Origin of the sequence: Actinomadura sp. KC06 (assembly GCF_004348735.1) — a bacterium.
Taxonomy (GTDB): Bacteria; Actinomycetota; Actinomycetes; order Streptosporangiales; family Streptosporangiaceae; genus Spirillospora.
Genome location: NZ_SMKT01000202.1, coordinates 1 through 12,898 on the forward strand (window position 1 = coordinate 1; position 12,898 = coordinate 12,898).

At 70.5% G+C, this 12,898-nt stretch carries 18 protein-coding genes; 1 reads left to right on the forward strand and 17 read right to left on the reverse strand.

What is annotated here, in order from left to right; all coding sequences use genetic code 11:
- Positions 1-295: 295 nt before the first annotated feature.
- On the forward strand, positions 296-529 hold the full coding sequence (locus E1287_RS37685) for a hypothetical protein (protein ID WP_131970073.1): 234 nt from the start codon (positions 296-298) through the stop codon (positions 527-529).
- Between the two features lie 229 nt (positions 530-758).
- Here the strand turns inward: E1287_RS37685 and E1287_RS37695 are convergent, their stop codons facing one another.
- From E1287_RS37695 to E1287_RS37770, 17 genes are all read right to left on the reverse strand, one after another.
- The gene (locus E1287_RS37695; protein WP_131970075.1) at positions 759-938 is read right to left on the reverse strand and encodes an Rmf/CrpP fold protein; all 180 of its coding nucleotides are present in this window, start codon (positions 936-938) and stop codon (positions 759-761) included.
- Positions 935-1,147, reverse strand: a complete 213-nt coding sequence (locus tag E1287_RS37700) for a hypothetical protein (protein WP_131970076.1) — start codon at positions 1,145-1,147, stop codon at positions 935-937. The genes E1287_RS37695 and E1287_RS37700 overlap by 4 nt, the downstream gene beginning before the upstream one ends.
- On the reverse strand, positions 1,144-3,078 hold the full coding sequence (locus tag E1287_RS45135; RefSeq protein WP_207934697.1) for a phage minor capsid protein: 1,935 nt from the start codon (positions 3,076-3,078) through the stop codon (positions 1,144-1,146). The genes E1287_RS37700 and E1287_RS45135 overlap by 4 nt, the downstream gene beginning before the upstream one ends.
- A complete protein-coding gene (locus tag E1287_RS44330; protein ID WP_165969400.1) occupies positions 3,068-3,244 on the reverse strand; it encodes a hypothetical protein in 177 nt (58 codons plus the stop codon). Before E1287_RS44330 ends, E1287_RS45135 begins: the two co-directional genes overlap by 11 nt.
- Positions 3,245-3,248: 4 nt before the next feature.
- A complete protein-coding gene (locus tag E1287_RS37710; RefSeq protein WP_131970077.1) occupies positions 3,249-4,865 on the reverse strand; it encodes a phage portal protein in 1,617 nt (538 codons plus the stop codon).
- Positions 4,866-4,868: 3 nt separating this feature from the next.
- Positions 4,869-5,432, reverse strand: coding sequence for a hypothetical protein (locus E1287_RS37715; protein WP_131970078.1), 564 nt, complete (start codon positions 5,430-5,432; stop codon positions 4,869-4,871).
- A 131-nt stretch (positions 5,433-5,563) separates the two neighbouring features.
- Positions 5,564-5,836 carry a hypothetical protein gene (locus E1287_RS37720; RefSeq protein WP_131970079.1) on the reverse strand — a complete coding sequence of 91 codons (273 nt, stop codon included), beginning with the start codon at positions 5,834-5,836 and terminating at the stop codon, positions 5,564-5,566.
- A gap of 8 nt (positions 5,837-5,844) precedes the next feature.
- Positions 5,845-7,110 (reverse strand): PBSX family phage terminase large subunit, encoded by a 1,266-nt coding sequence (locus E1287_RS37725; RefSeq protein ID WP_131970080.1) that lies wholly within the window; start codon positions 7,108-7,110, stop codon positions 5,845-5,847.
- A complete protein-coding gene (locus tag E1287_RS37730) occupies positions 7,107-7,616 on the reverse strand; it encodes a helix-turn-helix domain-containing protein (RefSeq protein WP_131970081.1) in 510 nt (169 codons plus the stop codon). Before E1287_RS37730 ends, E1287_RS37725 begins: the two co-directional genes overlap by 4 nt.
- Positions 7,617-7,634: 18 nt before the next feature.
- Positions 7,635-7,988: a hypothetical protein gene (locus tag E1287_RS37735; RefSeq protein WP_131970082.1), complete on the reverse strand. Its 354-nt coding sequence runs from the start codon at positions 7,986-7,988 to the stop codon at positions 7,635-7,637.
- Positions 7,989-8,160: 172 nt separating this feature from the next.
- A complete protein-coding gene (locus E1287_RS37740; RefSeq protein ID WP_131970083.1) occupies positions 8,161-8,871 on the reverse strand; it encodes a hypothetical protein in 711 nt (236 codons plus the stop codon).
- A complete protein-coding gene (locus E1287_RS37745) occupies positions 8,868-9,197 on the reverse strand; it encodes a hypothetical protein (protein ID WP_131970084.1) in 330 nt (109 codons plus the stop codon). Before E1287_RS37745 ends, E1287_RS37740 begins: the two co-directional genes overlap by 4 nt.
- The gene (locus E1287_RS37750) at positions 9,194-9,382 is read right to left on the reverse strand and encodes a hypothetical protein (RefSeq protein ID WP_131970085.1); all 189 of its coding nucleotides are present in this window, start codon (positions 9,380-9,382) and stop codon (positions 9,194-9,196) included. The genes E1287_RS37745 and E1287_RS37750 overlap by 4 nt, the downstream gene beginning before the upstream one ends.
- Positions 9,379-9,558 (reverse strand): hypothetical protein, encoded by a 180-nt coding sequence (locus E1287_RS37755; RefSeq protein ID WP_131970086.1) that lies wholly within the window; start codon positions 9,556-9,558, stop codon positions 9,379-9,381. Before E1287_RS37755 ends, E1287_RS37750 begins: the two co-directional genes overlap by 4 nt.
- Complete coding sequence (locus E1287_RS37760) at positions 9,555-10,445, reverse strand: hypothetical protein (protein ID WP_131970087.1); 891 nt, start codon at positions 10,443-10,445, stop codon at positions 9,555-9,557. The genes E1287_RS37755 and E1287_RS37760 overlap by 4 nt, the downstream gene beginning before the upstream one ends.
- A complete protein-coding gene (locus tag E1287_RS37765; protein WP_131970088.1) occupies positions 10,442-10,699 on the reverse strand; it encodes a hypothetical protein in 258 nt (85 codons plus the stop codon). The genes E1287_RS37760 and E1287_RS37765 overlap by 4 nt, the downstream gene beginning before the upstream one ends.
- 731 nt (positions 10,700-11,430) lie before the next feature.
- Positions 11,431-12,898, reverse strand: a 1,468-nt coding sequence (locus E1287_RS37770; protein ID WP_243719711.1) for a phage/plasmid primase, P4 family, incomplete at its 5' end; no start/stop codon positions are given.

The window sequence follows — 12,898 nt, forward strand, 5'->3', positions numbered from 1 at the left end:
GGACTGGCCCTGTGCAGGGTCGGCCGGGGGCGGGTTGTCCTCGGCTCCGGCAATGAGGCGGATCGGTTGGCCGTTCTTGCGGTAGCCGATGATCGCGCCGGGGGTCGTGATGGTCATGCGTGTCTCCCGTGCGGGTGGTGGTGCCCCTGGTGCCGTGCGGCGTCGGGGCTGGTGGTGAGGGGTGGGGCCCGCCGTGCGGCGGGAAGTCTAAAGATTCTTTGTCTGAAAGCTGGACAATGTTCCCTTGTCTCCATTAACGTTGTCCACAACGCGGACGACGTTCTAGGGAGCAGGAATGAAGGACTGGACGAAGATGACCGCAGGCGACTGGTACACCGCCGGTACGCAGCTCGACATGCTCGCCGGTATCCAGGGCGACGGGTGCGGCACCCTCGACCTCCTCGACGCGGCGGCCGAGGCCGCGCCCGTCGTCGAGATCGCAGAGCGGGTGGACGGCGCGCTGTTCGGTCTTGCCCTCTCCGATGAGCCCGCCTCCGACGGCGGCATGTTCACGGTGGTGGCCGCGTGACGACCGGTCCCACCCGGTACCTCGATAGGGCGTCCGTGGGCGCCCTGTTCGGCGTGTCCGCGCAAGCCGTAGCGAAATGGCAGGACCGTCACGGAGACTTCCCCGCGCCGGACGTTCATCTCGGCGACCGTGACCTACCCGGTTGGCTCCCGGAACGCGCGGACGAGATCAGAGCGTGGCACGCGGCGCGGCCGGGGCAGGGAGCGGGCGGCGGACGTCCCCGTAAGCGTCAGGAGTAGTCGATGTTCAGCGGGTTCTCGCGGTCGTACCCGCGTAGCCACAGGCGCGCCAGGGCCCGCTCCTGCGGAGTCTTGGCGTTGGGGTCGTGCGGGCACGCGGTCGCGGGCTCGTTGTTCCGGGCGGCGACTCGGCCGGCGGTGACGGCGCGCACTGCGTCGGCCTGGTTCACGGCAGCGCCTCAAGTTCGTCTTCCGGATGCTGCTCCGTGAGGTGGGCGCGGGCGAACTCCAGCGCTTCCGCAACCGGCAGAGCCCCGCTAGCGAGGTTGTGATCGTGGCAGACGAACCAGGCGTTATCGGTCGGCTCCGTAACGACGTTCCCGTCGTCGTCGACTCTCTCGTTGGTGCCGCGCTCGTAGGCCCAGCCGGTGGCGTTCACGAGAGGAAGTCTCTCCCACCCTGCTCGCCGCGTCTACCGAGAAGCATCTCTTTGAAGTCGGCGAACGTGAGGCGCCCGTTGCGGTCCCACCAGCCTTTCAGCTCGTCGGACGCCCATTTCCTCGCCCGTGCTTCCGGGCCGTGGAAGAGAGATTGAGGCTCGATGCCGCGGGCCTCGCCCTGACGGGTGAGGAGAACGCCCCGGGTGGCTTCGGACGCGGCGAGCCACTGCTGATAGACGTGGTCCTTGTAGGCCTGCCGGGCGAGGTCCTCGAACCGGGCGCCCTGGTAGCCGGCGCCGCGGAGCTCCTCCACGGCGCGGGCCCGCCGCTGCGCTTCGATGCTCGTGCCGTACACGGCTTCGATGGCTTCCTCTTCGGGCCATCCCTCGTCGAGCAGGTCCGCCATGCGCTGCGCGCGCTCGGCGTCCTGCCGTTCGCGGCGCTCCCGGGCCTTCTCTCGGTTCCGTGCGCGGCGTTCCTCGGCCTCCCGGGCGGCGGCTTCGCGGCGGTCGACCTCGGCGGACAGCTCGCTGATCCGGGCCTCGTCGAAGTCGGCCTTGCTCATCTCTTCCATGAGCGCGGCTTCGAGCTGCTCGTCGCTCATCTTGCGCGGGTCGGGGGCGGGCGGCGGTTCGAGGACGGGCTGATCCGGGCCAGGCTGCCGGGCCTCGTCCGCGGGCGAGGGCTCGGGGGCGCGGCGGCGCGTGTGCTGCTCGGGTGCGGGTGCGGGCCCGCCGTCGAGGGTCGGCTCGGTGGGCGGGCCCTGCGGGGTCGCCGGGTCGTCGCGGCGGCCGGCGGGCGGGATGTTGCCTGCGCCGATCTGCTCCCTGTACCGGAGGCGCTTGAGGTCGGGATGCTCGGCGAGGTGGTCACGTAGGGCGGCCTGCGCGGCGCGTACGCGGGCGCGGGCGGCCTTGCGCGCCTCATCGGTGAGGGCGGCCTGCTCGCGTTCCTTGTACCGGCGGATCCTGCGCTCTAGAGCGCGCTGGCGTTGCCGTGCGCGGTCGCCGTCCGGGTCCGGCCTGGCCTTCGGGACCTTCGTCACGCCAGGCAAATATGCGCTGACACTGTGCCTGCAATTCGGGTGGAACAGCCCAGCAAGCCGGGCATCGTCCAACGATCCGGCGGTCTCGACCGTGACCATGACGCCGTCTCGCGTCGGGTGTTCGACCTGCACGTCGCGGGGCCCGTCGGTGGTGCGGAGGATCTTGCCTTCCCACGGGCGGCACCGGGCGCACTCCTGCACGGAATCGGAGACGTAGACGAGTTCGACGTCCAACGATGTGAGGCGGTCGACCTGGCCCTGTGTCGCGGCCCTCTGCGTGTTCGTCCTCGCGGCCATCTCGGCGTACGAGGAGAGCCGCCAGCGGCGGCCGGAACGGTCGGTGAAGCCCGTGACGCCCCGGTCGACGTACGCCTGCCACGCGGCCTGTGTCGCCTCGCGGCGGGTCTGCGCGCCGGTCAGGATCCGCGCGGCGGCGGCGGCCTGGACGTCCCGGTGCACGCCGACCACATCGCGGAGGATGTTGCGGGTGACGTGGCCGAGGTCGCGGATGAGGGCGGCGGCGAGGGTCTCGATGAACCCGGCGCCCGACCGCTGGCGTAGGGCTTCGCTCGCGGCCTCGGCGATGCGGGATCGCGGGAAGAACCGGCGCGGAAGGTCGACCAGGGCGGAGCGCCACCCGTGCCGGTAGGCGTCGGCGAGGGCGGTCCGGACGGTCGGGCCGGTGTCGGCCTCCAGGGCGGCCACGATGCCCTGGGCGGAGCGGCGGAGCGCCCGCACCGTGGAGAGGCGTTGCGCGGCGGCCGGGTTGTCCATGCCCTGACGAAGCGACCGTGCGACCGTGCGCGTGAGCGCCGTCTCGGCCTCCCGCCACAGGTCCGCAACGGTGGCGGCGATGGCGTCGACGAGGTCCGCGTCAACGGCCACGGCACACCACCTCGTCGGCAGGCCACGGGTCCGCTAGCTCGGCGACGCCGCCAGCGGAGCCGGTGAAGCCGAACGGGGGGCCGTCCTCGACGATCGGGGCGGGTTCGGAGTGGTCGAGTTCCAGGGCGAGGACCTCGCGGCCGAGGATCCGGACGACCAGCCGCACGGGGCTATTCCTCGTCGGGCGGGGCGTCCGGCGGGGCGTCGGCGCCGTGTTCGCCAGCGCGGAACTCGTCGCCGAACTGCTCGGCGGGGTCGACGCCCATGGCGGATTCGTCCCGGATCCGCTGAACCTCTTCGGTGACCTGCGGGTCGTCCCAGTCGGGGTGAAGCTCCCGGACCCGGGTCTCCGTCGACGCGGCTTCGGCGCGGCCCCACAGCTCGACGCGCTCGGCGACCGCCTTGGGGTCTTCGGAGATGGCGTCGGGCCATTCGATCGTGGGCCGCTGCGGCTGAATCGCGGTGCCGAACATTTCGGCGTCGACGCCGAGGAGAGCCTCGGTGATGTCGGCCAGGCCGGGCCCGAAGTACTTCGTCTTACGGTCCCGCGTGATCAGCGACCGGCGGCTCTTGGCGGCGACCTCGGTAGCGGTCATCGCCGAGCCTTCGGTGTCGAGGCCGAACGTCGCCGCGGAGTAGCCCGCGCTGGAGACGATGGTCGTCTTGAGGCCGGAGATGACGGCCTCGTGTTCGTCGACACGGATGTCGAACTGGACTTCCTTGAGGTCGATCTTGCCTTCGTCGGCGCCCATGGTGCGGACGGCCTCGTACACCTCGCGGTCCAGGTCGACGGATGCGCCCTGGCCTTTGCCGTGCGAGGTCATGTACTCCTGCGGGACGATCAGGCGGGCCTTGCCGAGCTCGACGTCGCGGATCAGGGACGAGTAGGTGAGGTCCAGGCCGTCCATGAGCGCCTCGACGCCGGCGTAGTCGGAGCGGCCGAGCGCGGACGCTTGGGAGGTGTTCCTCCACACTCTGTTCGGCCTCATGTTGGGGACGTACACGGCGGCGAGCTTGTTGCCCAAGCCGGTGGGGATCTCGTTGCCGTTGGTCAGCCGCGGATGCTCGGTCAACCACGCCGTCTCTTCGTGGGCGTCGAAGGGGACGGGCATGCCGAGGTGCTCGTCGGTGCCCTCGTACACGCCGTGGAGGATGACACCGGGCTCGTGCCGTTCGAGGTGCCTCACGACGGTGCGTTTGTCGGTCTTGATGACGCGCCAGAACGTCACGGCCGTGAGGTGGCTGAAACTCCATTCCGGGACGGCGGCGTCGGGGTGGACGGCGCCGAGCCATGGCCGGTCGGGGACGGTGGTCTCGTCCCAGCACACGCGCAGGTACACGCCACCCAGGGCGGCGGAGATCTCGGCGGCTTCGAGGAGGGTGGCGTGGGCGCCATCGTCGAACAGCTCGACCAGGCGGGCCTGTGTCGGCTCGTCGTCGGCCTTGATCGCGGGCGGCTCACTGAACAGCAGGTCGGCGGATGCTGATGCGATGTCTCCGGCGATGGGGACGTGGAGCCGGTTGGATGGCTGGCCGGAGGGGTTGCGGTTGCCCCAGAACCACCGCCGGACCCGGTCGAACACGCGGCGGGCGGTGGCCTTCATGCCGCCGGTCTCGGACGCGAAGAAGTCGCGGCCGGCGGTGGAGTTGGATCCGTCGCCGGCATAGATGGCGGCGAGCTGCTCGGCGTCCCCGGAGTACCACGCGGCCCATGCCGCGATCTGGGTGTTGATGGGGCCGCAGTGCTCGGGAGGCCATGCGATGTTGCCGCCGTCGGGTAGGGGCATCGGTTACCCCCTTGCCATCTGTGCGCGGCGCTCGGCGTGCGTCTGCGACGCCAGCACCGATAGCCGCTCGTACTTCGTGGGCGTGTCGTGGCCGTCCCAGGTCGCGCGCTCGTCCTCGGGGTGCACGCGCGCGACCAGGTACTCGGGGAACAGGTCGAGGTCCTCAGCGGCGATGTGCCAGGAGAGCTGTCCGGCGGGGGTTGCGATGGTGAGGACGGCCCAGCCGGGGGCGTCGGGGTCGGAGAAGGCGAGGACGGCGTCGCCGGGGTAGGACGCGGCGAGGTGGGCGACGAGGCGGGCGCGTTCGCGGTAGGCGGCGTTGAGCTGGTCGGGGGTGCCCCATCCGAGCGCGGTGAGCGCGTCGCGGGTCTTGTCGGGGACGGTGACGGTCATCTCGCCGTCGACCTTCGCCTCGCGTACGGGGACGTCGAGGACGAGCCGGGGCCGCTCGCCAACAACTGAGGCGATGTGAAGGCCGCGGGTGGCGTTGCTGAGGTCGTGGCCGTCGACCTGGACGGAGCCGGAGCCGTCGCCGGTGAGGCTGATCGTGACGTCGCGTGCGGACATGCGTAGGGGATCCTTCCGGGTGAGGGGTTGGCCGGCCCGACCGCGCAACCCCTCCGGTACGCGGCCGGGCCGGTGAACGTCCCGGCGCAGACCTCGGGGGGACGCCCGCGCCGGGGGCTTTCGGGGAGGGGTCAGACGCGCTCGGGCCAGTGCCACGTACCGCCGTGATGCTGCTCGTCGTAGTCGGCCTCGTTGAAGAACATCCCGGACGGGTTCAGGAGGGCCAGACCGACCCTGCCGCGCGCCTGGAGCTCCTCGCCCTCCGCGTGCAACTCGGGGGTACGCGCCTCGTCGACGTGCGGGACTTCGGTGATGATCGCGGCGCGGCACTGCGGGGTGTACTCGCCGCCGGGGGTGCCGTACGACACGTAGTGGACGATGCGGCCGACGCTGGGCTTGGACATGGGGCTCCTTATGCGGCGAGGGTGAGGCCGGCGGGCAGCATCGGCCGCCACGCCGAACGGGTCGTGTGGATCGCGTACCGGGCCGCGTCGATGCCGTGGTCGGCGACCTTGATCGGGGAGTCCTCGCCCTTCTCCGCGGCCTTGTCGTCCCACGAGTAGCCGGGGAGCTCGTCGAGCAGGCCCGTGCACGAGTCGTGGACGCGCAGCAGGTCGAGGGCGAACAGGCTGGACATGGTCCGGATGCCGTCCACAACGGTGTTGTCGCCCAGGCGAGCGGTGACGCCGTCGCGGTAGAGCTGGATGCGGAAGCTGGCCGCGCTGGGGTCCACTACGACGTACTCGGGGTCGACACCGGCGAGGGTCGTCGTCGGGATGGGAACGGTGGTCAACCAGGTGCGGAGCCGCTGCGAGTATTCGGCATCCGTGAGCTGGCGTCGGGCGGTAGTCGAGTCCCAGCGCCATTCGCGCGTCAGGTACAGGCGGTCGTCCGTGCCGACGCCGAGGATCACAGCGTGGAACGGATTCCGCGTCCCGTAGTCGACGCCTAGCGCGACCCAGCGGACGATCGCGGGCAGGTCGGTGACGACGTGGCGGGCGGGGTCGAACATGTCGAAGATCGCGCCCTCGGCGAGGCACCATTCGCCGAGGATCATGCGGCGGTGCCACAGGCCGACGTATTCGGCCTTGAGGTCGCGGACGTATTGCGGGTCGAGGCCCGGGTTGTCGTCGAGGGTGAAGTGCCATGACCGGAGGTTCAGTTCACCCTGTCTGAGCAGGTATTTGACCCGTAGCCAGTGCATCGGGCCGTCCGGGTTGGTGGTGCCGAACAGCTTCGCGCCGGGGACGGACAGGCGGGCGAGAAGCTGCGTCCAGAACGTTTCCGGCAACACGGTGATCTCGTCGACGTACGCGCCGGCGCACGTGAACCCGCGGAGCTTCTCCTCGGCGCGGTTGTCGTTGGCGGTGACGACCTCGACGTTCCGGCCGAGGATGGTCGCGGTTCCGGCGCCGCGGGTGTAGCGGACGAGCCGGGCGGCCGGGCCGGTGATGGCCGGGTCCTGCAACGGCCCGAACACGTTGCGGGCGACGGAGTCGAGGGTTTTGCCGGAGACGACGAGGTCGCCGGGCGGCGCCTTGGCGACGTAGGCGAGCCAACGCAACAGGCTGGCGATCGTCTTCCCGCTTCGGACGGAGCCGCACCAGATGTTGAGCCGCGCCGTGCTGTGCGCGATCGACCGTTCTTGCTTCTCAGACAGGACCGGCCCGACGGTCACTGCTGCTCGTCGTCGCCGGTGCCGTGCTTGGCCTGCAGCCCGCCGAGGAGGTTGCCGAGGAGGGACGCGACTTCGGAGTTGCCGTCGTCGCGGTCGAGCTCGACCAGGCGCGCGTGCCGCTCGGCGGCGAGGCCGGTGGCCTGCACGATTTTGAGCTGGTCCTCGAACAGCGGTTGGCCGAGGGGGTGTTCGGTGGCGACGTTATCCTTGCCGCCGATCTTGACGAGCGTGCACGGCTGCCACAGTTGCTTGCGGAGCTCGGCGGCGTCGTCGAGGAGATCACTGGCGAGTTGCGCGCGGCGGGCCTTGGCGTCGGCGACCTTCGCCTTCGTGGCCTCGCGGGTGCGCGACCGGTCGAAGTTGAGGCCCAGCTCGGCGGCGATCTTGCTGACGGTGGACTGCGCGCGACCGATCTCGCGGGCGATGGCGTTGCGGTTCAGCCCTTGGGCGTGGAGGGCGCGGACCTGGTCGCGGTCTTGCTGGGTGAGGGGGCGGCCTGCGGCCATGCCGACCACCCCCCGAGGTCAGAAGTTCGGTTCGGGCTTGCGGTTCAGCGCCCGCTCGGCCGCCTCCCGGCGTCGCTGTTGTCCGCGGTTCTGGCTGAACGCGCGGTTGGCCGGGTCGCGGGGGTCGGTCGGGTCGCTCGGCGGGTAGCTGCGCGGGTCGAGGCCGCGGCGGGGGACGGCGCGGTAGTCCTGGCCGGGGATGGGCGCGATGTCGTCGGCGATGACGCGGGCGTGCCGGCCGGTGTAGCCATCGCGGGTGATCTCGACCCATAGGAGGCGGGCCCACCAGGTTCGGTCTGGGTGTTTTTCCCAGGCGAGGAGGTAGGCGGGTCCGCCGATTACGCGGTAGGTGACGACGGGCGGTGGGCGCATGTCACGTCGCGGAGGGGTCGAACATGCGTTCCATTATGCCCGGGGTGGTGCCGACATGGCGAAGGCCCGCCGGACGGGCTACCGACGGGCCTCGCTGTGCTGTCCCCGTGTTCAGGGCATGCCAAGAACGCCTCCGATCATGGGTTATCCACAGGCGCGCTGTCAAGCCAGGTCACGGGCGCCATGCGTCGGTGTCGCTGGTGCCGTCCCGGACGGTGACACCGGCACGGTCGAAGTCCTCCCGCAGGAACCCGGCGCGGAGTTCGCGGCGGAGGATGTCACGCCACCATTCGGGGTCGCGGCGGATCTCATCGCGGAGGAAGGCCCGGAAGGTGTCGGGCTGCTCGTCGATGATGGTGCGGAGGTCGGCGACGGCGTTGGCTTGCGCGTCGTCGAGGGCCTCGGTCTGCATGAGGCGTTCGCCGAAGGCGTCGCGTTCGGCGCGGATGGCGGCGGCGCGGCCGGTGAGGGCGTGGCGACCGGTGACGGGCTGCTGGTCTGCGGCCCGGTCGTCGTGGGGGCGGAGGCGGGACGCGTGCAGGAACAGCGCAACCGCCGCGTGCTCGACCGCGCGGAGCTGCTCGGGGTCGAGGCGGTCGAGGAGGCGGGCGGTGTGGTCGTCGTCCTGGTCGAGGCATGCCATGAGGGCCATGCGGGCGCGCCCTCTGGCCCGGAAGTCGAGGACGTCACCGTCGCCGCCCTGACCGCCGACGATGATGCTCTGGGGCTCGGCCTCATCCGGGTCGGGGACGAGGGCGTAGTCGTCCTGGACGGCTTCGGCGGCTTCGGCGACGGCCAGGCCGATGCGCTTCAAGCCGGCGCCGATGGCGTTGCCGATGTCGGCGAACGCGGCGGCGAGGGTCGGGGGCTTCTGGTCGGTCACTGGTCGGTCCCGTCGGTGCTGGCGGTGAGGGAGGCGAGGGCGGCCTTCTCGGCGAGGAGGTTCGCGGCGGCGATGACGTCGCGGAGCTGGTCGGCGTCGAGCTTGACGAGCTGCTCGCTGACGTCCGCTTCGTCCTCCTCGAAAGCGCCAGCGAGGGCGTAGACGGCGGCGGTCTGCGTCTCGCCGTCCCGGGCGGTCGCCTGGAGGATGGGGCGGATCTTGTCCCAGGCTTCGCGGACGGCGTCGGCGAGGGGCTCGAACGCGTCGCGGATGGTTGCGGCCGATTTGGCGATGGTGGCGTCGAGGTCGGGTGTCTGGTCGGTCATCGGGTCGTCTCCCGGGCGAGGTTGGCGAGGCGGGCAGCGGCAGCGCGGCGGCGCCTGGTGGCGACGGCGCGCTCAAGGACGGCGTCGAGGCGCTCGTCGTCAAGGTCGAGCGCGGCAGCGAGGGCGGTCGTGAGGGGGAATGCGCGGCGGAGCGTCCCGGGCGGGTCGGGGGTCTGGTCGGTCACTGGTGGATCTCCAAGCGCTTGATGGTGCCGCGCCAGGTCGCGGTGACCTTGACGCGGGCGGTGTCGGGCAGTTCGAGGACGGCGCTTCCGGCGAGGAATCGGCGGAGTTCGTCGAGGGTCATGCCGTGTTTGGTGTCGTCGGCGGTGCGCCGGTAAGTGATCTCGGTGTCGGTCATGCTGCGGTCCCTTCATCGGTCGGGGGTTCGGGTGCGAGGCCGGCGAGGAGCTCGACCTCGGCCTGCGAGATGGGCGGGGCGGGCGGAGCGGCGGGGAGCGCACGCGGCGGCGGCGCGGCCTCGGCCATGCGCCGCGCGTCGAGGTGAGCGACCCGCTTGGCGAGCCACGGCCAGTCAGGGAACCGCCACACAGGGCAGCCCTTCCACCACGTCGTCACCTCGCGAGACGACGGCTGGCAGAGGCCGGACTCGCACACGATCGCGGGTTCGTCGGCGACCACGCGGACCCGCCACGTGTACGAGCCGGCCAGCCCACCACGGCACCACGGGCAGACCGCTTTGACCGTGTGCCCGTCGACGTTCAGGGCGAGCGCTGATTCGAGGTCAGCGACCATCGCCGCGGCGGTGTCTGCGGCGTATTGCGCGATCTCCTTCCCGTTCTCCCAGCCGGTGACCGCGGTCGGCAGGCACGCGGCCGCGTGGGCGAGGTACGGGCGCGGGTCCCCGTCCGCCCGGGCCGGGGGCAGGATCGGGCAGCGCGCGGCGCGGGACAGGTGATGCGCGAGGTCCTCCGCACGCCACAGCACCCCGGACAGGACGTCGAGGACGTCGGCGCGGGCGGCGTCGCGATGTTCGCCGGGCGCGTCCTCCGTCCGCTCGGCGAGCTCCGCGCGGGCTTCGTCGTCCAGCTCCGCACGCGCCCACGCGTCGAGCTGGACCTCACGCCACGGGCGTTTCGCGGCGGGGTCGCGGAGCAGCGCCAAGAGCGGAACGAGGGTCTCGACCTCGGCCAGGTCTGCGAGCGCGCGGTCGATGGCCGGGAGGGCTTGCGTGTCGCGAGCGACCGAGCGCGGCGACCGGTCGCCGGTGTGGTCGTAAGAGATCAACGGGTCTCCTCGTCGAGAGCGGCTCGGGCGCGGGCGAGGCGGCGTCTCAGGTCGGCGTTTTCGGCGACCAGGGCGGGCTGTTCGCTGCTGGGATTGCTGAGTAGCTCGCCGAGGTTCATGCGGAGGATCTCGGTTAGGGCGAGGGCTTCATTGAGCCGTATAGGTCGTGCTGCGTTTTCGGTCTTGTGGACGGTTGTTTGCTGCCAGGGGAAGCCGAGGGTACGCATCTGTTCGGCGAGGTGTTCTTGGCTCATTCTTTGGTTGCGGCGAACGTGTCGGAGCGATGCCGCGAATGTCTTTTCTGGGCTAGAAGGGCGGTCGCTCATTGGTTCGCGCCTTTCGCGGTCTGGGGATTGGGAGGGGCCCGGCGGGGATGATGCCGGGGCATTGGTGGATGGGGAACACGGGGTGGCCGTGGTTTCCGTTGATTCGCCAGTGTGTGCGTTCGGCGATTTCGTGGTGTGCGGCGATCGGGATGACCTCGTAGGTTCGGCGGCCTGTGAGGGCCGCAGACAGCTCGGCGAGGGTGTCTAGGGGTGCCGGGTCGAGTCGGGTGTCGATCGCGGCTGTGTGGTCGTCGAGGGCGCGGATGGTCCATGCGTGGCAGTTGGGGCAGGGGTCCCATCGGGCGCGGGTGGTGAGTCTCATGCGGGCCGCCGTGGGGCGGGGGTTGTGTTTGGTTGCGTGATGGGTTGCGCCGGGTGTGACGGGTGTGACGGGCAGCGCCTATTGACGGTGATCGCGCGCGCGTAAGTCTTAATAACTGTGCGCGCGTTAGGGCGGATAGGTAGGGGGTAACCCGTCACACCCGTCACAGAATTGCTACTGGCCGGTAGTTCCGTGACGGGTCGTCGCGCATCCATGCAGCGTGCGACGGGTGTGACGGGTTGGTTCGGGTTAGTGAATCGGTGTGACGGGTTGGAAAAGTAACCCGGCGCGTACCCGTCACGACCCGTCACACCTGTAATCGGGTTTTCTCGGACTGTCACCATCCTTGCCCCCGGGACGAGTCGTCCTGTGACGGGTTCTCGTCTTCGTGTGACGGGTCGGCGAGCCTGATCCCGCGGTACGTGCGCCCGGCCCGGTCCTTCTCGACGATCACGTTCCATCGCTTCTGCAGCGCCAGGGAGAACGCCTTTACCGTGGTGGTGCGTTCGCCTTCCCGGTGGCACCACGCCTCGTACGCGGTGCGCAGTTCGACGGCCTTAACCCACATGTGCGGCAGGGCGGGTGACCCTGTCTCGCACTGTTCTTCGACGAATTGCCCGATCGTGTCCTGCTCTTTGGCGTACTGCTCGGTGGCGACGCGCACGGATTCGGGTTCGGTCATCCCTTGCGCGAAGTATTCGGCCGCGCCTCGAATGGCCCACGCCAATATGCCGGGGCCCTCCTCGTCAACGAGCCTCGTTTCGAGTCCCTTTTCTTGTTCCTCTTCGGGAACGACGTGGAGGAAGGGGAGGAGGCGCAACCGTCGCCAGAATGCGGGGCCCCCACTACGGACGTCGGGTTGGTGGTTGCCGGGCATCCAGATTGTGTGCGTGGGCAGGAAGGTGAAGTAGTCGCCGCGCATGAACCGGGCTGCGATCGGGTCGCCGCCGGTGAGGAGTTTCACCTTCGCCTCGGCGAACCTCTGCCCGTCTTCCAGTTCGGAGGTGACGACGAAGCGGGTTCCGGAGAGGCGCGCGACTTCGGTGGGGTGGTCGCTGTTCGGGGTGGCGAGGAGCAGTTCGGCGGGGGCGGACAGCGCGTACCCGTCGTCGCCGATGCCGAGGACCCGCGCCAGGACGCCCATGAGGGTGCTTTTGCCGTTGGCGCCGGACCCGTAGGGGAAGGGGAGGAGTTGTTCGAGCACCTGCCCGACGAGGGATACGCCGATGAGGCGTTGGACGTAGGTGGTCATCTGGTCGTCGCCGGCGAACGTCTGGGCGAGGAATTTGAGCCACCGTTCGGGTTGCTGCTCGAAGTCGGGGGCGACGGTCGTCGCGCGGGCGCAGAGGGCGGACGGGTCGGGGGGACGAACGGTGCCGGTGCGGAGGTCGACGAGTCCTCCGGGGGTGTTGAGGTCGTAGGGGTGTGCGTCCAGCGCGCTGATGGGGGCGACGATGCGGGGGTCGGTGCGCGCGACGGTGAGCATGTTGGTGAGCCCGCGGGCGGACAGGGACACCTTTCTGTGGCGGCGTTGGTCGCCGTCGGCCGTGGGGAGGTTGCGGGCGATGGCGCGGGCGAGCTCCTGAACGGTGCCGGGGTTGTCCCATGCCCAGCGGTGCCCGGCCCAGGTGAGCCATGTGCCGCGTTCGGGGCAGTACCGGACGTTGTCGGCGTGGGTGTCGACGAGGCGGAGTGCGTTGCCGTCGTCGGTGAGGGAGTAGGTGTCCGGCTCGGCGACGGTCGTCTCGGCCTTCGGGGCGGGCGGCTGCTCGTCCTCGCCGTCGGCGGGTGCGTCTTGGGTGGGC